Raw genomic sequence first — 21,092 nt, 5'->3', positions numbered from 1 at the left:
CCGCGATCCGACGGCTACGCATTCTGACCGCGTCGCGGTCACCGGGCACCCGTACAACCTGACCGCACCGCGACCCCCCGAGGGCGACGCATCCTGACGCGTCGCCCTCAGCGCGTGATGCCCCACCAGCCGTACCCGGCGCCACCCTTTCGTGCCACCCCGCGCCCCGCCGCACGTCACCGCCCCCACCCGTCCCAGCAGCCCCACCCGCCCCACCCACCCCCTCCGGCACCCGGGCCGACCCGCCTTTTGGACCAGGCGGATAGGCGGTGCCGAGAGGCGGGTGTGGCATCCTGCCTTGTTGTTGCGCGGATCGACGGCGCACGTCCGAGGGGGGCGGGCCGTCGCGGTCCGACTGGAGCGAGAGGCGGCCGGGAACATGGAGACGACTAGTCGGGTGGGCGCGCAGGCGCCAACGGCGAACGGGGCCTCCGAGGCCCTCACGGCCCGGCGCACGGTCGACGGCTACCTGCTGGCGCCCTTCGCCTGGTACGGCCTCGACGAGGCGTTCGCGGGGCCGCGCTGGCTGACGCAGGTCGGGACCTCGGCGGACGGTGCCGTGGAGCACGGTTCCATCGGGCACGGCGACGAGCCCACCGTGCGCAACGACGGCACCGAGGACAAGCAGCGGTTCGCGGTCGTCGTGACCGTCGCCGCCAACCCCGTGCGGCGCAGCGCCGACGGTACGGGTGTCCTGGAGGCGACGTCGGTGTCCTCGGCGGCCTGGCTCGCCGGGGTCGGCCTGCTCAACGTCACCTGGCCCGGGCAGATGGACCACATCCTGCGCGAGAACTGGCTGGAGCAGCAGACCGAGACGGCGTGGACGCTCGCGGACGATCTTGAGGGCGAGGACTGGACGAGTCTGTCCCTGCCGGTGGACGGCGTTCCGACGCCGTTCCACTACCGCGAGTCCGAGTTCGGGTGGGTGCTCGCCGGGTCCACGCAGGAAGGTGTGCACCTCGGCGCCTACGGGCGCGGGATGAGTGCGTACGGGCTGGGGTTCTCGATGATCAAGGACATCGGCGCGTACGCGTAGCCCGCGGGGGCGCGGTTTGTCTGCGGGCCGGTTGTGGCCGGTCGCGCAGTTCCCCGCGCCCCTTAAGGGGCGAAAATCTCAGGCCCTCAGAACTTGTTACGCGGCGTCAGTCCCAGCGACATGCCCGACAGGCCGCGCTGGCGGCCGCCCAGCTTGCCGGCGATGGCGCGCAGCGCCGAACCCGCGGGGGAGTCGGGGTCGGTCAGGACCACCGGCTTGCCCTCGTCGCCGCCCTCGCGCAGGCGTACGTCGATCGGGATGGAGCCGAGCACCGGCACCGTCGCGCCCGTCGTCCGCGTGAGGCCCTCGGCGACGCGCTCGCCGCCGCCCGTGCCGAACACGTCGACCATCTCGTCGCAGTGCGGGCACGGCAGGCCCGCCATGTTCTCGACGACGCCCACGATCTTCTGGTGGGTCTGCACGGCGATGGAACCGGCCCGCTCGGCGACCTCCGCCGCCGCCTGCTGAGGCGTCGTCACGACGAGGATCTCCGCGTTCGGGACGAGCTGCGCGATGGAGATCGCGATGTCACCCGTGCCCGGCGGCAGGTCGAGGAGCAGCACGTCCAGGTCGCCCCAGAACACGTCCGCGAGGAACTGCTGGAGCGCGCGGTGCAGCATCGGGCCGCGCCACACGACCGGCGCGTTGCCCGGCGTGAACATGCCGATCGAGATGACCTTCACGCCGTTCGCCGACGGCGGCATGATCATGTTCTCGACCTGGGTCGGCCGCCCGTCGGCACCCAGCATCCGCGGCACGCTGTGGCCGTAGATGTCGGCGTCGACGACGCCGACCTTCAGTCCGTCGGCGGCCATCGCGGCCGCCAGGTTCACCGTCACCGAGGACTTGCCGACGCCGCCCTTGCCGGACGCCACCGCGTACACGCGGGTCAGCGAGCCCGGCTTGGCGAAGGGGACCTCGCGCTCGGCCGTGCCGCCGCGCAGCGCCGCGGCGAGTTCCTTGCGCTGTTCGTCGCCCATGACGTCCAGCGTGACGTCGACGCGGGTGACGCCTTCGACGGCCGCGACGGCGTCGGTCACACTCTTCGTGATGGTGTCGCGCATGGGGCAGCCGGAGACCGTGAGGTACACGGTGACCGCGACCGCGCCATCCGCGCCGATCTCCACCGATTTGACCATCCCCAGCTCGGTGATGGGTCGCTGGATCTCAGGGTCGTTCACCGTCGCCAGTGCTTCGCGCACCGCGTCTTCCGTAGCCATACGCCGATAGTACGGCGCGGTAACCATGGTCCGGAAAGGGCTGTCAGCGGTCGTCTGCGTCACGTCCGCGCGCGAGGTCACGCGCGGGGCGCGGCGGGAACGAGACGCGCTGGTCCTCCAGCTCCTTGAGCAGGTCCTGGAGCTCCGAGCGGATCCAGTCACGGGTGGCGACCTCGCCCAGACCGATCCGCAGGGCGGCGACCTCACGGCTGAGGTACTCGGTGTCCGCGATCGAGCGTTCGTTCTGTTTGCGGTCCTGTTCGAGGTTGACCTTGTCCCGGTCGTCCTGCCGGTTCTGCGCCAGCAGGATGAGCGGAGCGGCGTACGAGGCCTGGAGCGAGAGGGCCAGGGTCAGGAAGATGAACGGGTACTGGTCGAAGCGCAGGTAACCCGGAGCGGCGATGTTCCACACCACCCACAGGATGATGATCACCGTCATCCAGACGATGAAGCGGCCCGTCCCCAGGAAACGGGCGATCCGCTCCGACATGCGCCCGAAGGCCTCGGGGTCGTAGTCGGGCAGCAGCTTGCGGCGTGGTGGGAGCGGTTGGTCCAGCCGGAAGCGCGGCGCCCGCGCGGTCTCGGCGCGGCTGTCCCGCTCCCGCTCAGCCGGTGCCATGGGCCACCTCCGCCTCACCGTTCGCCAGATGGAACTCCTGCTCGCGCCAGTCCTCCGGCAGCATGTGGTCGAGGACGTCGTCCACGGTGACCGCCCCGAGCAGCGAACCGCTCTCGTCGACCACGGGCGCAGCGACCATGTCGTAGGTAGCGAAGAACCCGGCGACCTCGGGCAGCGCCGCGTCCGGGGCCAGGGGCTGCAGGTCGTCGTCGACCATGGACGAGACGAGCGTGTACGGGGGATCGCGCAGCAGCCGCTGGAAGTGCACGGTGCCGAGGTACTTGCCGGTGGGCGTCTCGTCCGGCGGCCGGCACACGTACACCTGGGCGGCCAGGGCGGGGGAGAGGTCGGCGTTGCGGACCCGGGCCAGCGCGTCCGCCACGGTCGCGTCCGGCCGCAGCACGATCGGCTCGGTCGTCATCAGACCGCCCGCGGTCTTGTCCTCGTACGCCATCAGGCGCCGCACGTCGGCCGCGTCGCCCGGCTGCATCAGCGCGAGCAGGCGCTCCTTGTCGTCCTCGGGCAGCTCGCCGAGCAGGTCGGCGGCGTCGTCCGGGTCCATCTCCTCCAGGACGTCGGCGGCGCGCTCCTCCTTGAGCTTGCCGAGGATTTCGATCTGGTCGTCCTCCGGCAGCTCCTCCAGGACGTCCGCGAGCCGCTCGTTCGTGAGGGCCGAGGCGACCTCCGCGCGGCGCTTGGGCGAGAGGTGGTGCAGGACGTTGGCGAGGTCGGCCGGGCGCAGCTGTTCGAACGTGGCGAGGAGGTTCTCGGCGCCCTGCCCCTCCTCCTCCAGCGAGAACCCGTCGACGGCCGACCAGTCGACGGTCAGCGTCTCGCCCTTGGACCTACGGAACGCGCTCTCCTTGCCCTTGCGGACGAAGACGCGGTCGATCTCCCAGTCCCGGCGGGCCGGCAACTGCTGGACGGAGACGTCGAGGACCGTGACCTCCTCGTCCGACCCGACGAGCCGCACGCGCCGGTCGAGCATCTCGCCGAGGACGAGCCGCTCGGTGGGCCGCTGCTCGAAGCGCCGCACGTTCAGGACGCCGGTGGTGATGACCTGGCCGGACTCGATGCCGGTCACGCGCGTCATGGGCAGGAAGATGCGGCGGCGCGTGGACAGTTCGACGACCAGGCCGAGCAGCCGGGGCGGGCGGCGGCCGACGCGGAGCATGGCGACGAGGTCGCGTACGCGCCCCACCATGTCGCCGTTGGGGTCGAAGACGGCGATGCCGGAGAGGTGCGAGACAAAGATCCGGGGGGCGCCTGCCGCCATGTGCCGCGCTTCCTTTGCATCCGTATTCATCCAGAAGGTGTGTTTCAGGCTAGCCCGTCGTGCTCCTGTCCGCCTTTGCGCTGATACGGACTGGCGGGCTCCGCTCTGCTTGCGTGACCCGGGTACGCTGCCGTTCTGCCGCCGAGCAAGCCGTCGTACGAGAGGTAGCGCGCGCCGTGACCGTACTTCCCCTGGCCCGCCGCCGAACCCGTGGGATCGCCCTGGTGGGCCTGATGTGCCTGGGCCTGTCGGCGTGCGGCGGGGAGGCGGATCCGGACGCGGGTACGAACGGGCTCGGCAAGCTGTCGGCCCCGAAGATCCAGAGCCGTACCGTCCAGGCCGCGCAGGGCGCAAAGGCCGTCCGGCTCTCCGGCACGGTGGTCAGCGGCGGGAACTCGTACAAGATCGACATGCGGCTCAAGGACGAGGGCGGCAGCGGTTCCGTGACCACTGAAGGCCGTACGTTCCGGCTGCTGCGGGTCGGTGAGCATCTGTTCCTGAAGGCCGACGCGGAGTTCTGGACGCATCAGGACGCCAAGGGCTCGGGCTCCACGTCGCAGGCGGGCTCCTCCGCCGCCGACAAGCTCGACGACAAGTACGTCAAGGTTCCGCAGGGCGACCCGGCCTACCAGCGCCTGAGCGGCTTCACCGTCAAGGGCGCCCTCCTGGACGGCCTGCTCGCGCTGCACGGCAAGGTGTCCAAGGGCGACCGGGGCTCGGTCAGCGGCGTACGCACGGTCGAACTCACCGGCGACAAGGGCGCCGGCGGCACGCTCGCGGTCTCCCTCGAAGGCAGCCCGTACCCGCTCAGCCTGAAGCGCGGGGGCGGCGCGGGCACGCTCCAACTGTCGGACTGGGGCAAGGACTTCGCGCTCAGCGAGCCCGCGGATGCGGACACGGTGGACTACGGGGCGCAGCTTCCGGAGTCCTGAGGCGGGATTGTGCAGGGAGGCGGGCTGTTTCAAGGGGCGGCCCCTTTCGGTCCCGGGTCGGGCTTGTGACGGCGGAAAGCGCCCCCGGGTCCCGGCCCGCTACTTCCGCCGCTTGCGGCGCATAAGCAGTCGGGGGAGGGCCGCCGGGGCCTCTCGGCGCGTGGTGGCAGGGGTCGCGAGCGGTGCCGCGGCCGCCGACTCGGACGACGCCGGCACCGTGGTCCCTGTGGGCTGAAGGCGGACCACCCGGCACTCGCGTGCCCAGCGCTCCGGCATCGCCTCGCCGTCCGGCGCGTTCAGGCGCTTGCCCTTCAGCTCGGCGACGGCCGCCTCCCACTCGGGGGAGTGCGGCGCCAGCTCGGCGACCGTGGCCGTCCAGCCGACGATGCGGCCGCCCTTGTCCTTGCTGCGTACGGTGACGGTCGCGGGGCCGCCGTCGGTCAGGCCGGGCAGCGGCTGCTCGCCGGGTCCGTCGCCGACCAGGTGCGCGGCGCCCTCGTGCCACACGTGCCAGAGGGCGCGCTCGGGGCCGGAAGCACCCCGTACCCAGATGAGGCCAGACTTCTTGGTGGCCTCCTCGACGAGGGCCTGGTCGAGCAGCGTTTCCGTCATGTGCGCAAGCGTATCCGGGCCGTTCAGAGCCAGCCGTTCCGCTTCAGGATGCGGTGGATCGCGAAGCACGCGCCCACGGTGACGACCAGCACCAGCGGATAGCCGTACCGCCAGCGCAGCTCCGGCATGTGCTTGAAGTTCATGCCGTACACACCGCACACCATCGTCGGTACGGCGATGATCGCCGCCCAGGACGTGATCTTGCGCATGTCCTCGTTCTGCGCGACGGACGCCTGCGCGAGGTTGGCCTGGAGGATGGAGTTGAGCAGTTCGTCGAAGCCGACGACCTGCTCCTGCACGCGCGCGAGGTGGTCGGCCACGTCCCGGAAGTACTTCTGGATGTCCGGGTCGACCAGCCGCATCGGCCGCTCGCTCAGGAGCTGCATGGGCCGCTGGAGCGGCGCCACCGCCCGCTTGAACTCCAGCACCTCGCGCTTGAGCTGGTAGATCCGCCCCGCGTCGATGCCGCGCGGTGAGCCCTTGCCGGTCTGCGAGAAGACGTCCGTCTCGACCTCGTCGATGTCGTCCTGCATCGCGTCCGCCACGGCGAGATAGCCGTCCACGACGTGGTCCGCGATGGCGTGCAGCACGGCCGACGGGCCCTTGGCCAGCAGCTCGGGGTCGTCCTGGAGCCGGTGCCGCAGCGCCCGCAGCGACCCCTGCCCGCCGTGCCGGACGGTGATGAAGAAGTCCCGGCCCGTGAAGCACATGACCTCACCGGTCTCCACGACCTCGCTGGTGTCGGTGAGTTCGGCGTGCTCCACGTAGTGGATGGTCTTGAAGACCGTGAACAGGGTGTCGTCGTAACGCTCCAGCTTGGGGCGCTGGTGGGCGTGGACGGCGTCCTCGACGGCGAGCGGGTGGAGCCCGAACTCGGCCGCGATACCTGCGAATTCGGACTCGGTCGGCTCGTGCAGGCCGATCCAGGCGAAGCCGCCGTCGCGGCGCGCCTTGCGGATGGCACCGCCGGGCGTCAGGCAGTCCTCGTCACGCAGGCGCCGGCCGTCGCGGTAGACGGCGCAGTCGACGACGGCCGTGGGCGTCGACGGGTCGCGGGTGGTGTCGTACGGGCCGACGGCGGGCGTGGTGACGTTCTGGCGCGGGGCGGGGCGGACGGCGGCACGCAGGTCACGGATCATGGACATGGGCAGGCTCCTTCGCGGGCGGGAGCCGCCTGCGGCCGATCGGGTCGGCACTGCCCGGAATGAGGACGTCCTGACGGTGGATCCTGATTGCGCGTCCACGTCCACAAAGCGGGGAGCACCGCACCGGCACAGCACGGCGGCGGCTTCGCTACTGATTGAGATCAGGCGGAAACGAAGTGCTCTTCCGTGGTGCGCGGACACCTTGGAGGCCTGCGCGAAAAGCCGGAAAAGTGCGGCTCAGAGGCCGGAAGAGCGGGTGGTACTGCACGATCGACTTCGGTCCATTGCAGCCCCACCTCCTCCGGCCGGTCCCCCGTGAGGGACGACGTCATCCCTCGCTGGGGATGTATGCAGGTCATTGGTCAGGGGCTCGAAGGCGACGCTCGGCGTGCTGCCCCGACCAGCGGCCAAGACTATCAGCCGACTGAAGAACCAAGCCCCGCCTTTACCCATTACATGCGAGTTCTATGCTCACCGCATGGGAGATGTTCTTGCTCTGGTAGAGGCCCGGCTCCGTACGGCCCTCGGTGAACCGGACGCGCGCGCCGCGGTCACGTTCCTCGGCACCGACCGCATCGAGGTGCTGCGCTTCACGAGCGCGGCGGACGACGAGAACGGCGCCGTCGTCAGATACGCGACCCTCGGGATGTCCGCGGCCCCCATGGCCGACCCGACGTCCGCGCTCGCCGACCCGCTCAAGGGCCCTCGCGCGGAACTCGTCCTGACGGTGCGCGCCGGCCGCGCCGACACCGACAAGGTGCTGCGCCCGCTCGCCGTGCTCGCCGCCACTCCGCAGGTCGAGGGTGTCGTCGTGGCCCCGGGTGCCTCGCTCGACGTGGGGGAGCCCCTGTGGCCCGGCGCCCCGTTCACCTCGGTGCTCGTCACGGCCTCCGGCGGCCTCGTCGAGGACCTGGAACTGGACGATCCGCTGGACCCCGTACGGTTCCTGCCGCTGCTGCCGATGACGCAGAACGAGGCGGCGTGGAAGCGCGTGCACGGCGCGGCCGCCCTCGAGGAGAAGTGGCTGAACAGCGGAACGGACCTGCGCGATCCGCTGCGCAGGCCCGTGTCCCTGGACTGAGTTCCGGTTGGTTCGGCCGTCAGTTGGCGAAGACGGAGACGGAGTCCTCGGTCGCGTGCCGGGGCTCCAGCTCCTCGGCCTCGTGGCTGAGCGCGTTCCGGCGGACCCAGACCACCCCGGCGCCGAGCACGGCGGTGACGGCGGCGACCACGAACGGGATGTGGATGTTGCTCCACTCCTCGATCTTCGGCGCGAGGAACGGGGCCGCCGCGGCCGCGAACCAGCGGACGAAGTTGTAGCCGGCGGAGGCCACCGGACGCGGGGCGTCCGAGACGCCGAGCGCGAGCTCCGTGTAGACGGTGTTGTTCACGCCGATGAACGCGCCCGACAGGATCGTGCAGACGATGGCCGCGGTGTGGCTGCCGTACCCGAGCACGAGCACGTCCACGGCGAGCAGGACCAGCGAGCCGCCGAGCACCTTGAGCGAGCCGAAGCGGGCCTGCATCCGCGGGGCGACGATCACCGAGAACAGCGCGAGCAGCACACCCCAGGCGAAGAAGACGCCGCCGGACTTGTACGGGGTCATGTTCAGCACGAACGGGGTGAAGGCCAGGATCGTAAAGAACGTGTAGTTGTAGAAGAAGGCCGAGACGGCGGCCGACGCGAGCCCGCCGTGGCCGAGCGCCTTGATCGGGTCGAGGATCGATGTCTTCTTCGCGGGCTTCGGCTGTTCCTTCAGGAACGCCGTGATGCAGAGGAAGCCGATCGCCATCAGGGCGGCGGTGCCGAAGAACGGGTAGCGCCAGCTCGCGTTGCCGAGCAGCGCGCCGACCAGCGGGCCGCAGGCCATGCCGAGGCCGAGCGCCGACTCGTAGAGCAGGATCGCGGCGGCCGAGCCGCCGGCCGCGGCGCCGACGATGACGGCGAGGGCCGTCGAGACGAACAGCGCGTTGCCGAGGCCCCAGCCGGCGCGGAAGCCGACCAGCTCACCGACGGAGCCGGACGTACCGGCGAGCGCGGCGAACACCACGACGAGCGCGAGCCCCGCGAGCAGCGTCTTCTTGCCGCCGATGCGGCTGGAGACGAATCCGGTGACGAGCATCGCGACGGCGGTGATCAGGAAGTACGAGGTGAAGAGCAGGGAGACCTGGCTCGGGGTGGCCTTCAGGCCCTGCGCGATCGACGGCAGGATCGGGTCGACGAGACCGATGCCCATGAAGGCGACGACGGATGCCCCGGCGGTCGCCCAGACCGCCTTCGGCTGACGCAGCAGGCTGGTCGCCCCCGCGTCGAACGTGTCCCCCTCGGCGGGACCTCCTGTACTGCCGTGGTTGCTCATGCCGGTTCCTCACCTTTGCGGAAGATCGTTGCTGTATACACATAATAAGTTAGGTCAGCTAATAAATGCAAGTTACATCTATCTTTCCTGGTGGGAGCGGCACGAGATCAAGCCCCCGGACGGGTGATCGTCCTTGACTGTCAGGGTGACGGGGAGGACCGTTGGTCCTTATGAGGGGCGAACCCAGTTGCCCGAAGTGTGGTGGCCGGGTCAGGGCTCCCGGACTCTTCTCCGACGCCTGGCAATGCGGCGTGCACGGGACGGTGCATCCGCTGCAGCCCGTGATCCCGCCCAGTGTCGAGGCCCTCGACGTCGTGGTACGTCGTGCCCAGGTGCCGGTGTGGATGCCGTGGCCGCTGCCGGTCGGCTGGCTGTTCACGGGCGTGGCCAGCGCGGGTGACTCCCGCACGGGCGGCCGGGCCACGGCGGTGGCCTGCTCGGGCCCGGGACCGCTCGGCGGCATGGGCGAGCTGCTGATCGTGGCGGAGGAACTCGGCGTCGGCCTCGGCGCCCGTTACGCGGGCATCGAGGGTCCCGACCCCGGCCCGTACATGAGCGTCGAGAAGCCGCCCCAGGGCAAGGTCCTCGCCGCCGGCCGGCCGACCCCGATGTGGCACGTCACCGGCACCCCCGACGACCGCGCGGTCTTCGCGGGCGAGGCGCGCGGCCTGTGGGTGTGGGCCATCGCGTGGCCCGAGAAGGCGGGGCTTCTCCTGTACGACGAGCTGATACTGACCGACCTGCGGGACGCGGGCGCGGAGACCGACCTGCTGCCCTGCGGAGCGCTGTCGCCGCGCATTCTGGCGTGAGCGAGGCCTGGGCGGGGCCCGAGGGAGCGGTGGCTTCCGGCCTGAGGGAGAGGCGGCTTCTGGCCTCGCGGAGGGGTGGCTTCCGGCCTGACGGAGGCGTGACGAACAGGGGTTCCAGGGGTGTCTCGGATCCCGTTATCCTTGAACGTCCCCTTCCGCTTGGTCAGAGCCTGGAGTACGAGCGTGCGCATCGATCTGCACACCCACTCCACCGCCTCCGACGGCACGGACACCCCGGCCGAGCTGGTCCGTAACGCGGCCGCCGCCGGACTCGACGTCGTCGCGCTCACCGACCACGAGACCACCCGCGGGCACGCGGAAGCCATCGCCGCCCTGCCCGCCGGACTCACGTTGGTCACCGGCGCCGAACTCTCCTGCCGCCTCGACGGCATCAGCCTGCACATGCTGGCCTACCTCTTCGACCCCGACGAGCCCGACCTCCTGCGCGAGCGCGAGCTCGTCCGCGACGACCGGGTGCCGCGCGCGCGGGGCATGGTCACCAAGCTCCAGGAGCTCGGCGTCCCCGTGACCTGGGAGCAGGTCGCCCGCATCGCCGGTGACGGCTCCGTCGGCCGCCCGCACGTCGCGGAGGCCCTCATCGAGCTCGGCGTCGTCGAGACGGTCTCCGACGCCTTCACGCCCGACTGGCTCGCCGACGGCGGACGCGCCTACGTCCCCAAGCACGAGCTCGACCCCTTCGATGCGATCCGCCTGGTCAAGGCCGCGGGCGGGGTCACCGTCTTCGCGCACCCGGCCGCCGTCAAGCGCGGCCAGGTCGTGCCCGAGTCCGCCATCGCGCAGCTCGCCGCCGCCGGACTCGACGGCATCGAGGCCGACCACATGGACCACGACCCCGCCACGCGCACGCGCCTGCACGGCCTCGCCGACGACCTCGGCCTCCTCGTCACGGGCTCCTCCGACTACCACGGCAGCCGGAAGACCTGCGTCCTCGGCGAGTTCACCACCGACCCCGACGTCTACGGGGAGATCACGCGCCGGGCCACCGGGGCGTTCCCCGTGCCGGGCGCGGGCGGAACCACCGCGTGACCCGGCGGCCCGTCGCGATCCGACCGGCCGCCTCCTGTACTGCCCGGTGCGGGCCCACACCCACCGCGCCGGCGTACCGCACACCCACGCACCGCACACCCACGCTCGTCGTGTCCCGGGCGATCCCGCGGACCCCACTCACAAGGCGACCCCGTGTTTGATTTCGCTGTCTTCGGATCCCTGTTCCTCACCCTTTTCGTGATCATGGATCCTCCTGGGATCACCCCGATCTTCCTCGGGCTCACCGCGGGCCGGCCCGCCAAGACGCAGAAGCGGATGGCGTTCCAGGCCGTCTGCGTCGCGTTCGGCGTCATCGCGGTCTTCGGGCTCCTCGGCCACCAGATCCTCGACTACCTGCACGTCTCCGTCCCCGCGCTGATGATCGCGGGCGGTCTGCTGCTCCTGCTCATCGCGCTCGACCTGCTCACCGGCAAGACCGACGAGCCGAAGCAGACCAAGGACGTGAACGTCGCGCTCGTGCCGCTCGGTATGCCGCTGCTCGCGGGCCCCGGCGCGATCGTGTCCGTCATCCTCGCCGTGCAGAAGGCGGACAGCGTCCCGACGAAGGTGGCGGTCTGGTCGGCGATCATCGCCATCCACATCGTCCTGTGGCTCGTGATGCGCTACTCGCTGCTGATCATCCGCGTGATCAAGGACGGTGGCGTCGTCCTGGTGACCCGCCTCGCGGGCATGATGCTCTCGGCCATCGCCGTGCAGCAGATCATCAACGGCGTGACCCGGGTGATCCAGGGCTCCTGAAGCCCGGCCCGCCGACGCGAGAGAGCCCCCGTACGCATCGTGCGTACGGGGGCTCTCAAGCGTGTGAAGTGACTACGTCAATGCAGCGGCGGTGCTACATCGGTACTGCGGGGGAGTCGTCATCGCGTTACGAGGCCGGGGCTTCGACCGGGCGGATGTAGAGGCGCTGGCCGATGGAGGCCGCCTGCTGAACCATCCTGGTGGCGGAAGCGGCATCCACGACGGTGCTGTCCACGGCGATTCCGTCGACGTCGTCGAGTCGCATGATTTCGAAGCGCATCTGGCTTCTCCCTTCGTCTGGTCATCCTCCGGAGGAGAACTACTGGCACGGCTGCTTCGCCGCGCGTCTGTAGGGTCCAACGAGTTGCCCCCAGCAAACATTCCCTACGCTAAGGAAATTTTTCGATCGTCTAATTACCCGCGGGTAGCGGGAGCGGTTGTACTCGCAGCGTGACGGCCGGAACAATAGGTCGTCTATGAACGATGACGACCTGACGGCCATCCGCGCGGAACTCGGCCGGACGAACGAGCTGCTCCAGCGCGTGCTCGCCGAAGTGGCCAAGACGCCGTCCACCCACGCGATCTTCGTGGACGCCGGATACCTCTACGCCGCGGCCGGCCGCCTCGTCGCCGGGACCGAGGACCGCAGGTCCTTCGACCTGGACGCCGAAGGGATCGTCGACGCGCTCATCGACCGGGCCCGCACGATCTTCGCGGACAGCCGCCTGCTGCGCGTCTACTGGTACGACGGCGCCCGGCGCCGTATCCACACGAACGAGCAGCAGTCGATCGCCGAGCTGCCCGACGTCAAGGTCAGGCTCGGCAACCTCAACGCCAACAACCAGCAGAAGGGCGTCGACTCCCTGATCCGCTCGGACCTGGAATCGCTCGCCCGGCACCGCGCCATCAGCGACGCGGCGCTCATCGGCGGGGACGAGGACCTGGTCTCCGCGGTCGAGGCCGCGCAGGGGTACGGCGCGCGCGTCCACCTGTGGGGCATCGAGGCCCCCGAAGGCCGCAACCAGGCGGAACCGCTGCTCTGGGAGGTCGACAGCCAGCGCACCTTCGACCTGTCCTTCTTCAAGCCCTACGTGTCCCGGCGCGCCACCGCCCCGGCCTTCGAGAACGCGAGCACGCCCCGCCCCTCGCGCGAGGACGTGCGCTTCGTCGGCGCCCAGGTCGCCGCGAAGTGGCTGGCCGCGCGGGGCCGGGAGTCCCTGGTCGGGCTGCTCCCGGGACACCCGTATCTCCCGGGGCCGGTCGACCAGGACCTCCTCGTCGAGGCGGAGGGGCTGCTCCAGTACTCGCTGCGCGGCCAGTCCGATCTGCGGCGAGCCCTGCGGGACGGCTTCTGGAGCCATCTCCAGTCGCAGTACTAGCGGCCCCTAGATCACTGGTGGGTGCAGGTCCCAGAACCCGGCCAGGGCCGCCGCCGTCTCCTTGGGGCGGTCCGTGTTGGGGGAGTGTTCGGCGCCGGTGATGACGGTCCTGCGGGCCGCGAGGCGTACGGACATGGAGTCCAGGAGCTGCACCGGCCAGGTGTCGTCCCGCTCGCCCGACAGCACGTGCTTGGGCAGCCGGACCGCCGTCAGTTCGTCGACGAGGTCGGGTTCCGTGCACAGCTGGCGGCCGGTCGCGATGAGCTGGGCCGGGCTGTTGAGCAGCCAGCGGTGCCGCAGGGCGTCGGAGTCGTCCGGGCCCGGGATGTCGGTGTCTTCGGGTGCGTCCAGTGCCCGCATCGCCTCCCACACCTGCGCCATGTCGAGCACGGCGAGAGCGTCCCGCAGCAGCTTGACGCGCTCCTGCTGCGACGGCGAGATCTGCGCGGGGCCGGACGACATCAGGGTGAGCGAGGCGAACGGCGTCGCGTCGATCAGAACGGCGGCCCGCGCGATCTGCCCGCCGAGCGAGTGCCCCACCAGATGCAGCGGCGTACCGTCGTCCACGGCGGCTGCCTGCGCCAGCACGTCCCGCGCCAACTCCCGCTGTGCGTAAGGGAGTTCGTCGTCGAGCGGCCCCTTCGACTCGTACTGGCCACGGCCGTCCACGGCCACCGTCCGGTATCCGGCGGCGGCGAGTGGCTCGTGCAGGGCGATGAAGTCCTCCTTGCTGCCGGTGAAGCCGGGCAGCAGGAGCGCGGTGCCGGTGTGCTCGGCGCCCTGCGGACCGGCACTGATGGCGGCGAAGTCACCCCGCGCGGTGCTCAGGACGTGCGCGACGGCGCCGGGAGGCGGGACGAACGAGGGAGGCCGGCTCATGCGACGAGGCTAACGGCAGTGCCGGCGCGGGTCATTCCGGCGGCGTCCACGCACGGAAACGGCCCGGCCCCCGCTCTCGCGGGGGCCGGGCCGTTCACCGGTCCTGCTCAGCTCTCCGTCGGCTCCGCGACCTTGCGGGTGCGGGTCCGCTTCGGCTTGGCCTCAGCGGCGTCGGCGGTCACCTTGGGGGCGGCGGCCTTACGGGTGCGCTTCGGCTTGACCTCGGCGTCCGCGGTCTCGGCGGCGGCCTTGGGAGCGGCGGCCTTGCGCGTGCGCTTCGGCTTCGCCTCGGCCTCCGTGACCTCGGCGGTCTCGACGGCCTTCTCCGCGACCTTGCGGGTGCGGGTGCGCTTCGGCTTGACCTCGGCCTCCTCGGCGACGACCTCAGCGGTCACCTTGGGAGCGGCAGCCTTACGCGTGCGCTTCGGCTTGGCCTCCGCGACGACCTCGGTCGCCTCGACCGTGTCGACCACGGCCTCAGCCTTGGGCGCGGCCTTGCGGGTCCGCTTCGGCTTGGTCTCCACGACCTCGGCGACCGCAGCGGCCTCGACGGTCTCGACCACCGCAGCGGTCTCGACGACCTTCTCCGCGGCCTTACGGGTCCGGCGGCGCGGCCTCGGCACCGTCGCCTCGGCGGTCTCGGCGACCTCCTCGACGGCGGCGGCCTTGGGAGCGGCGGCCTTACGCGTGCGCTTCGGCTTGGTCTCCACGACGGGCTCGGCGGCCTCGACCGTGTCGGCGACCGCCTCGGCCGTCACGACGGCGGCGGTCTCGACGACGGCCTCCGGCGCGGCGCCCCCACGGGTACGGCGACGGCGACGCGGCGTACGCGGCTCCACCACCGCGGAGTCCGCGGCCTCGGCGGCCGGTGCGGGCACCGTCTTCGGCTCGTTCGCCGTCGGCGCGGCCACCGGCTCGCCGTTACGGATACGGCGGCGGCGACGCGGCGTCGTACGGGCCGCACGCGGCTCGCGCTCCTGGATCGGAGCCGGAGCCGGAGCGGCCGAACGGCCGGCACGGCCGCCGCGTCCGCCACGCCCACCGGTCTCGCCGAGGTCCTCGACCTCTTCGGCGGCAAGGCCGGCCCGGGTGCGCTCGGAGCGCGGGAGCACGCCCTTCGTGCCGACCGGGATGCTCAGCTCCTCGTAGAGGTGCGGCGACGACGAGTACGTCTCGACCGGGTCCGGGAACTTCAGGTCGAGCGCCTTGTTGATCAGCTGCCAGCGCGGGATGTCGTCCCAGTCGACCAGCGTGATCGCCGTACCCGAGGCGCCCGCGCGGCCGGTGCGGCCGATGCGGTGCAGGTACGTCTTCTCGTCCTCGGGGGACTGGTAGTTGATGACGTGCGTGACGCCCTCGACGTCGATACCGCGCGCGGCGACGTCGGTGCAGACGAGCACGTCCACCTTGCCGTTGCGGAACGCCCGCAGGGCCTGCTCGCGCGCGCCCTGGCCGAGGTCACCGTGGACCGCGCCGGAGGCGAAACCGCGCTTCTGGAGCTGGTCGGCGATGTCGGCGGCGGTGCGCTTCGTACGGCAGAAGATCATCGCGAGCCCGCGGCCGTCGGCCTGCAGGATGCGCGAGACCATCTCCGGCTTGTCCATGTTGTGCGCGCGGTAGACGTGCTGCGAGATGTTCGCGACCGTGGCGCCCTCGCCGTCGGGGGACGTGGCGCGGATGTGCGTCGGCTGCGACATGTAGCGACGGGCGAGGCCGATGACGGCGCCCGGCATCGTCGCGGAGAACAGCATGGTCTGGCGCTTGGCCGGAAGCATGTTGATGATCTTCTCGACGTCGGGCAGGAAGCCCAGGTCGAGCATCTCGTCGGCCTCGTCGAGGACGAGGGACTTCACGTGCTTCAGGTTGAGCTTCTTCTGGCCCGCGAGGTCGAGCAGGCGGCCCGGGGTGCCGACGACGACGTCGATGCCCTTCTTGAGGGCCTCGACCTGCGGCTCGTACGCACGGCCGCCGTATATGGCGAGGACGCGCACATTGCGCACCTTGCCGGCGGTGAGCAGGTCGTTCGTGACCTGCTGGCACAGCTCACGGGTGGGGACGACGACGAGCGCCTGCGGGGCGTCGGTCAGGTCGTCGGGCTTGGCCCGGCCCGCCTCGACGTCCGCGGGGACGGTGACGCGCTCGAGGAGCGGAAGCCCGAATCCGAGCGTCTTGCCGGTGCCGGTCTTGGCCTGGCCGATGACGTCGGTGCCGGAGAGCGCTACGGGGAGCGTCATCTCCTGGATGGGGAAGGGGTTGACGATGCCGACGGCCTCGAGGGCTTCGGCGGTCTCGGGCAGGATGCCGAGGTCACGGAACGTGGAAATCTGCTGCGTAGTCAGGGTGTTGCCTCTTCTGTGAGACGCGGTGCGAGGCGAACGCGGGGGTCGTGACCGTGCCGATGGATCGCCGGTCGCCAGCCAGAGGCGGCGGGCCGGATGACGCGGGACCACTGCCGACGCTCGAGCGCTCGTGCCGCTGAGGGTCCCTCCTCGTGCCGTACGCCGTGTGACGCACCGCCCGGAGGGCTGTCGGGTCGGAGCCGATCGGGCCACCGACCGGGCATCCTCATTCATAGGCCCGTCGAGAACGTACAGACGTACAAGACGTAGAAACAGATACGCGAAAGTACAGTCCGTACCCGGCGGGCTCTTTACCACCATACCCCGGAATCGCGCATATGCGATGGCCGAATTCGTCACGTAGTCGTTGTCACACTCGTTGACCAGGAACTTCAGGGGGTGGGGCGGCGGGCTATTGTGCGGTCCTATGGAGACGCCCGACACTGCCGCCGCAGCCGACGAACCCACCGGAATCGCCGCCCAGGACTGGGCGAAGGCATCCGTCGACCCCCACTACCGTGCAGCGGTCGTGGACCTGCTCGGCGCACTCGCCTACGGAGAGCTGGCCGCGTTCGAGCGGCTCGCGGAGGACGCGAAGCTGGCGCCGACGCTCGCCGACAAGGCCGAGCTCGCGAAGATGGCTTCCGCCGAGTTCCACCACTTCGAGCAGCTGCGCGACCGGCTCTCGGCGATCGGCGTCGAGCCGACCGAGGCGATGGAGCCGTTCGTCGCCGCGCTCGACGGCTTCCACCGCCAGACCGCGCCGTCGGACTGGCTGGAGGGCCTGGTCAAGGCCTACGTCGGCGACTCGATCGCCAGTGACTTCTACCGTGAGGTCGCCGCCCGCCTCGACTCGGACACCCGCTCCCTCGTGCTCGCGGTGCTCGACGACACGGGGCACGCCAGCTTCGCCGTGGAGAAGGTGCGCGCCGCGATCGAGGCGGAGCCGCGCGTGGGCGGACGGCTCGCGCTGTGGGCCCGGCGTCTGATGGGCGAGGCCCTGTCGCAGTCGCAGCGGGTCGTCGCCGACCGGGACGCCCTGTCGACGATGCTCGTGGGCGGCGTGGCCGACGGGTTCGACCTCGCGGAGGTCGGGCGGATGTTCTCCCGGATCACCGAGGCGCACACGAAGCGGATGGCCGCGCTGGGGCTCGCCGCCTGACGAGCGGTCAGTTCTACCGGTTCCTACGGGTTCTCACCGCCGGTCGGTCACGGTCCTTCAGACCGCTGCCGACCGGCGGACCTGTGCTGAGGGGCGGATCAGCAGCGACAGAAGCGCCACACTCATGACGACCGCTCCGGTGAGGGTGGCCACAAAGTGGCCGGAACCCAGCGCGCTGTGGGTCACGAACGCCCCGAAGAGCGCGCCCGCGATGCCCGTGGCCAGCACGAGCGCCCGGGACGGGAGCCGGTGCGGCAGGGTGCGGGCAGAGGCCATGCCGAGGGCGAGGCCGAACAGGGCGGAGCCGAGCGCTTCCAGAAGCATTGGGTGGGGTCCCTCCCGCGTGGCCGTGGCGCAAATCGGTCCTAGCCGGTCTACCCCCGGGCCGCGGAATACAACCCTCCCCGTATGGGTGGCATAAAGAGAGCGACGACGCGAAAGGGCCCGGCGGCTGATGCCACCGGGCCCTTCGAGCGAGACTTCTTTGTGCGGCCCCAAGGGGCGAGACCTTGCACGCGCCCCTTGGAGCGAGGCTTTACAGCGGGCCGAAGCCCACCTTGCGCGTCGCGGGCTCACCGATCTCCACGTACGCCAGGCGCTCGGCCGGAATCAGGACCTTGCGGCCGTGTTCGTCCACGAGAGACAGCAGCTGCGACTTGCCGGACAGTGCCTCGGACACCGCGCTCTCGACTTCCTCGGCGGTCTGGCCGCTCTCCAGCACGATCTCGCGAGGCGTGTGCTGCACGCCGATCTTGACCTCCACGGCCTTGTCCCTCCGACGATCCGTGATGTGCGCGGACGACCGCGCCGTACCCAGCACACATTAGCCCGGTGAGGGGACGTACCCGGCGTCCACGCTGCACGCCAGGAGCGAACACGGCGCGGACGGCGGCAGCGGCGGCCGCCGTCAGGGCTGTTCGGTGCCGTGCAGCGGGAAGCCCGCGATGCCGCGCCACGCCAGCGACGTCAGGAGCTGTACGGCTCCGTCGCGCGGGATCGTCGACTCGCTGGAGAGCCAGTACCGCGCCACGACCTGCGATACGCCGCCCAGCGCGACGGCGAGCAGCATCGACTCCTCCTTGGAGAGGCCGGTGTCCTCGGCGATCACGTCGGAGATCGCCTCCGCGCACTGCAGGCTCACGCGGTCGACGCGCTCGCGCACCGCGGGCTCGTTCGTCAGGTCCGACTCGAAGACCAGGCGGAACGCGCCGCCCTCGTCCTCCACGTAGGCGAAGTACGCGTCCATCGTGGCCGCGACGCGCAGCTTGTTGTCGGAGGTCGAGGCCAGTGCCCCGCGCACGGCCAGGAGCAGGGCCTCGCAGTGCTGGTCGAGCAGGGCCAGGTACAGGTCGAGCTTGCCGGGGAAGTGCTGGTAGAGCACCGGCTTGCTGACGCCCGCGCGCTCCGCGATGTCGTCCATGGCCGCCGCGTGGTAGCCCTGCGCGACAAAAACCTCCTGCGCCGCGCCCAGGAGCTGATTGCGTCTGGCACGGCGCGGCAGGCGCGTGCCCCGAGGGCGCGCTGCCTCTGTCTGCTCGATGGCTGTCACGCCGCCTCCCAAAATCGTCCGTTGTGCGGTGTGCGCCGCGTCGCCATCGTACTTTTCGGTAACAGTGGTGTGCGCGGTGCGGAGGCACAATTTCACGGACCGGACAGCTAGGGAAACCGTCCGCATACGGGCAAATACGGGCAGGTCACCGATAGTCGTCCTCGTCCAGGGCGACGACACGGGCCTGTTCGACCCGGTCCGCCTCGTTCGCGGTGTCCGGGTTCGCGTCCCTGGGCGGGTCGTCGCGGTGCGGGGCGAGCTCCGTCAGCTGCTCGGCCGCGTCCGCCTCGGGAGCCTCGACACTGAACTCCGCGTCATCCTTCTCCGCCTCGAACGTGTCGGGGTCGGATGGGTCGACCGTCATGACGGCTCCCTTCCTCATGCGTCCTGGAGCGTCCTCATGTGGGCGGGTGCCCTGATCCGAGCGTAGGAGACACCCGAAAGGGGCGCGATGCGGTCTGTGACCGGGTGAGTTCTTATCTGTGACGGCTTGCGAGCTGATCTGCGGTGGCGTGGGGTGTGATCCGACGCGGCGCGCGGTGCGGCTTGTGATGGCGAACACACGATCGTGTGCGTGATCGTCTCGTAACATATCCGCATGTCTTCGACCGAGTCGCCGCGTGTCCCCGCCGTCAGCGCGACCGTGGCGCCCGAGCCGGGTTCCGTCAGGGTCGCGGAGGGCGAGCGGCTCGGGTCGGTGAGCCTGCCGGGGCTCACGCTGACCGTCCGTTCCCGGCCCGGCACCCGAGAAGGACTGCCCCCCGCGCTCTACGTGCACGGCCTCGGCGGCTCCTCGCAGAACTGGTCCGCCCTGATGCCGCTCCTCGAGGACGTCGTCGACGGCGAGGCGATCGACCTCCCGGGGTTCGGTGACTCGCCGCCCCCGGACGACGGGAACTACTCGGTGACCGGGCACGCCCGCGCCGTCATCCGCTATCTCGACGCGGCCGGCCGCGGCCCCGTCCACCTCATCGGCAACTCGCTCGGCGGAGCGATCGCCACCCGCGTCGCCGCCGTACGGCCCGACCTCGTCCGCACCCTCACGCTCGTCTCGCCCGCGCTGCCCGAGATCCGGGTGCAGCGCACGGCGGTGCCGACCGCGCTCCTCGCCGTACCCGGCATCGCCTCGCTCTTCACTCGCCTCACCAAGGAGTGGACCCCCGAGCAGCGTGTGCGCGGCGTCATGGCGCTCTGTTACGGGGACCCGAACAAGGTCAGCCCCGAGGGGTTCCGCGCCGCCGTCGAGGAGATGGAGCGGAGAGTCCAACTCCCTTATTTCTGGGACGCGATGGCCCGTTCGGCGCGCGGTGTCGTCAACGCCTACACCCTCGGTGGCCAGCACGGACTCTGGCGTCAGGCCGAACGTGTCCTCGCGCCCACGCTCCTCGTCTACGGTGGACGCGACCAGCTCGTGTCCTACCGGATGGCGGCGCGGGCCGCGCGGGCGTTCCGTTCGTCACGGCTCCTGACCCTGCCGGACGCGGGACACGTGGCGATGATGGAGTACCCGGAGACGGTGGCCACGGCGATGCGTGAGCTTCTCGCGGACGCGGAGAGCGCGGCGGCGGAGGCAGCGGAAGGCGCGGCGGGCGCGGGAGACGTACAGGACGTGCGGGACGTGTCGGCTTCGGCCGGGGACGCCGACGGGACGAGTGGGCGGGGAGCTGAGGCGGCGAGTGGGACGGCATAGCCGCCGGGGGCCGGACGCGTCGCCGGATACGGCGACGGCAACGGCGAGTGACGAGGAGAGCGGCGAGGCGTCCGGTGCGCCGGGTCGCGGACGGCGGCGACGGGTCGCTGCTGACGAGGCTTCCGTTTCTGGTTCGCGGGTGGCGGGGCGTCCGTCGGCGACGGGCGGCCTTGGGCCGGTTGCAGTCGGGCACGCTGCGGCTGAAGCCGGTCACGCTTCGCCCATGGCCGGTCACGCTTCGCCCATGGCCGGGCACGCTCCGGCTGTGCCGCCGACGGC

General features: G+C 70.9%; 22 protein-coding genes. 9 read left to right on the top strand and 13 right to left on the bottom strand.

From position 1 onward, the window contains the following. Positions 1-379 precede the first annotated feature (379 nt). Complete coding sequence (locus ABZ893_RS30320; protein WP_361410032.1) at positions 380-1,036, top strand: hypothetical protein; 657 nt, start codon at positions 380-382, stop codon at positions 1,034-1,036. Positions 1,037-1,122: 86 nt separating this feature from the next. Here the strand turns inward: ABZ893_RS30320 and ABZ893_RS30315 are convergent, their stop codons facing one another. The 3 genes from ABZ893_RS30315 to ABZ893_RS30305 are packed head-to-tail and all read right to left on the bottom strand — an operon-like array spanning position 1,123 to position 4,151. Continuing rightward, on the bottom strand, positions 1,123-2,256 hold the full coding sequence (locus ABZ893_RS30315) for an Mrp/NBP35 family ATP-binding protein (RefSeq protein ID WP_361410030.1): 1,134 nt from the start codon (positions 2,254-2,256) through the stop codon (positions 1,123-1,125). A gap of 43 nt (positions 2,257-2,299) precedes the next feature. Further along, the gene (locus ABZ893_RS30310) at positions 2,300-2,875 is read right to left on the bottom strand and encodes a DUF1003 domain-containing protein (protein ID WP_361410027.1); all 576 of its coding nucleotides are present in this window, start codon (positions 2,873-2,875) and stop codon (positions 2,300-2,302) included. Beyond that, complete coding sequence (locus tag ABZ893_RS30305; RefSeq protein ID WP_361410024.1) at positions 2,862-4,151, bottom strand: CBS domain-containing protein; 1,290 nt, start codon at positions 4,149-4,151, stop codon at positions 2,862-2,864. The genes ABZ893_RS30310 and ABZ893_RS30305 overlap by 14 nt, the downstream gene beginning before the upstream one ends. 233 nt (positions 4,152-4,384) lie before the next feature. Between ABZ893_RS30305 and ABZ893_RS30300 the strand changes: the two genes are divergently transcribed. Then, positions 4,385-5,083, top strand: a complete 699-nt coding sequence (locus ABZ893_RS30300) for a hypothetical protein (protein WP_361410216.1) — start codon at positions 4,385-4,387, stop codon at positions 5,081-5,083. A 99-nt stretch (positions 5,084-5,182) separates the two neighbouring features. On the opposite strand, the gene ABZ893_RS30295 is transcribed toward ABZ893_RS30300, so the two are convergent. Both ABZ893_RS30295 and ABZ893_RS30290 read right to left on the bottom strand, forming a co-directional pair. Continuing rightward, positions 5,183-5,695 (bottom strand): hypothetical protein, encoded by a 513-nt coding sequence (locus ABZ893_RS30295; protein ID WP_361410022.1) that lies wholly within the window; start codon positions 5,693-5,695, stop codon positions 5,183-5,185. 23 nt (positions 5,696-5,718) lie between these two features. Further along, positions 5,719-6,840, bottom strand: coding sequence for a magnesium and cobalt transport protein CorA (locus ABZ893_RS30290; RefSeq protein ID WP_361410019.1), 1,122 nt, complete (start codon positions 6,838-6,840; stop codon positions 5,719-5,721). Between the two features lie 478 nt (positions 6,841-7,318). On the opposite strand from ABZ893_RS30290, the gene ABZ893_RS30285 reads away from it, so the two are divergent. Then, positions 7,319-7,921, top strand: coding sequence for a suppressor of fused domain protein (locus ABZ893_RS30285; protein WP_361410016.1), 603 nt, complete (start codon positions 7,319-7,321; stop codon positions 7,919-7,921). A gap of 19 nt (positions 7,922-7,940) precedes the next feature. Here ABZ893_RS30285 and ABZ893_RS30280 read toward each other — a convergent pair whose 3' ends face one another. Then, positions 7,941-9,200 carry an MFS transporter gene (locus ABZ893_RS30280; RefSeq protein ID WP_361410014.1) on the bottom strand — a complete coding sequence of 420 codons (1,260 nt, stop codon included), beginning with the start codon at positions 9,198-9,200 and terminating at the stop codon, positions 7,941-7,943. Between the two features lie 170 nt (positions 9,201-9,370). Here ABZ893_RS30280 and ABZ893_RS30275 point away from each other — a divergent pair, with 170 nt between their 5' ends. From ABZ893_RS30275 to ABZ893_RS30265, 3 genes are all read left to right on the top strand, one after another. Then, positions 9,371-10,009 (top strand): DUF6758 family protein, encoded by a 639-nt coding sequence (locus tag ABZ893_RS30275; RefSeq protein ID WP_361410011.1) that lies wholly within the window; start codon positions 9,371-9,373, stop codon positions 10,007-10,009. Between the two features lie 183 nt (positions 10,010-10,192). Then, complete coding sequence (locus ABZ893_RS30270) at positions 10,193-11,056, top strand: PHP domain-containing protein (RefSeq protein WP_361410008.1); 864 nt, start codon at positions 10,193-10,195, stop codon at positions 11,054-11,056. 153 nt (positions 11,057-11,209) lie between these two features. Beyond that, a complete protein-coding gene (locus ABZ893_RS30265; RefSeq protein ID WP_361410006.1) occupies positions 11,210-11,815 on the top strand; it encodes a MarC family protein in 606 nt (201 codons plus the stop codon). Between the two features lie 127 nt (positions 11,816-11,942). Here the strand turns inward: ABZ893_RS30265 and ABZ893_RS30260 are convergent, their stop codons facing one another. Beyond that, complete coding sequence (locus ABZ893_RS30260) at positions 11,943-12,095, bottom strand: hypothetical protein (protein ID WP_361410003.1); 153 nt, start codon at positions 12,093-12,095, stop codon at positions 11,943-11,945. Between the two features lie 196 nt (positions 12,096-12,291). On the opposite strand from ABZ893_RS30260, the gene ABZ893_RS30255 reads away from it, so the two are divergent. Next, on the top strand, positions 12,292-13,194 hold the full coding sequence (locus ABZ893_RS30255) for an NYN domain-containing protein (RefSeq protein ID WP_361410000.1): 903 nt from the start codon (positions 12,292-12,294) through the stop codon (positions 13,192-13,194). A gap of 6 nt (positions 13,195-13,200) precedes the next feature. Here the strand turns inward: ABZ893_RS30255 and ABZ893_RS30250 are convergent, their stop codons facing one another. Both ABZ893_RS30250 and ABZ893_RS30245 read right to left on the bottom strand, forming a co-directional pair. Continuing rightward, complete coding sequence (locus ABZ893_RS30250; RefSeq protein WP_361409997.1) at positions 13,201-14,073, bottom strand: alpha/beta hydrolase; 873 nt, start codon at positions 14,071-14,073, stop codon at positions 13,201-13,203. Between the two features lie 107 nt (positions 14,074-14,180). Beyond that, on the bottom strand, positions 14,181-16,307 hold the full coding sequence (locus ABZ893_RS30245; RefSeq protein WP_361409994.1) for a DEAD/DEAH box helicase: 2,127 nt from the start codon (positions 16,305-16,307) through the stop codon (positions 14,181-14,183). 532 nt (positions 16,308-16,839) lie between these two features. Between ABZ893_RS30245 and ABZ893_RS30240 the strand changes: the two genes are divergently transcribed. Continuing rightward, entirely contained in the window at positions 16,840-17,574 is a 735-nt protein-coding gene (locus ABZ893_RS30240; protein ID WP_361409991.1) for a ferritin-like fold-containing protein, read from the top strand. A 57-nt stretch (positions 17,575-17,631) separates the two neighbouring features. Here ABZ893_RS30240 and ABZ893_RS30235 read toward each other — a convergent pair whose 3' ends face one another. The 4 genes from ABZ893_RS30235 to ABZ893_RS30220 all read right to left on the bottom strand — a co-directional run bounded on the left by ABZ893_RS30235 (position 17,632) and on the right by ABZ893_RS30220 (position 19,487). Further along, positions 17,632-17,898, bottom strand: a complete 267-nt coding sequence (locus ABZ893_RS30235) for a hypothetical protein (protein ID WP_361409988.1) — start codon at positions 17,896-17,898, stop codon at positions 17,632-17,634. A 211-nt stretch (positions 17,899-18,109) separates the two neighbouring features. Further along, positions 18,110-18,337, bottom strand: a complete 228-nt coding sequence (locus ABZ893_RS30230) for a DUF3107 domain-containing protein (protein ID WP_361409985.1) — start codon at positions 18,335-18,337, stop codon at positions 18,110-18,112. A gap of 144 nt (positions 18,338-18,481) precedes the next feature. After that, complete coding sequence (locus ABZ893_RS30225; protein WP_361409982.1) at positions 18,482-19,123, bottom strand: TetR/AcrR family transcriptional regulator; 642 nt, start codon at positions 19,121-19,123, stop codon at positions 18,482-18,484. A 145-nt stretch (positions 19,124-19,268) separates the two neighbouring features. Continuing rightward, the gene (locus ABZ893_RS30220) at positions 19,269-19,487 is read right to left on the bottom strand and encodes a hypothetical protein (RefSeq protein WP_361409979.1); all 219 of its coding nucleotides are present in this window, start codon (positions 19,485-19,487) and stop codon (positions 19,269-19,271) included. A 234-nt stretch (positions 19,488-19,721) separates the two neighbouring features. Here ABZ893_RS30220 and ABZ893_RS30215 point away from each other — a divergent pair, with 234 nt between their 5' ends. Next, positions 19,722-20,813, top strand: a complete 1,092-nt coding sequence (locus ABZ893_RS30215) for an alpha/beta hydrolase (RefSeq protein WP_361409976.1) — start codon at positions 19,722-19,724, stop codon at positions 20,811-20,813. Positions 20,814-21,092 lie beyond the last annotated feature (279 nt).

The sequence above is a fragment of the Streptomyces sp. NPDC046821 genome (assembly GCF_040645335.1).
In the GTDB taxonomy this organism is placed as follows: Bacteria; Actinomycetota; Actinomycetes; order Streptomycetales; family Streptomycetaceae; genus Streptomyces.
The sequence above is the reverse complement of the archived record's forward strand: the minus strand, read 5'-3'. Positions and strand labels throughout refer to the sequence as shown.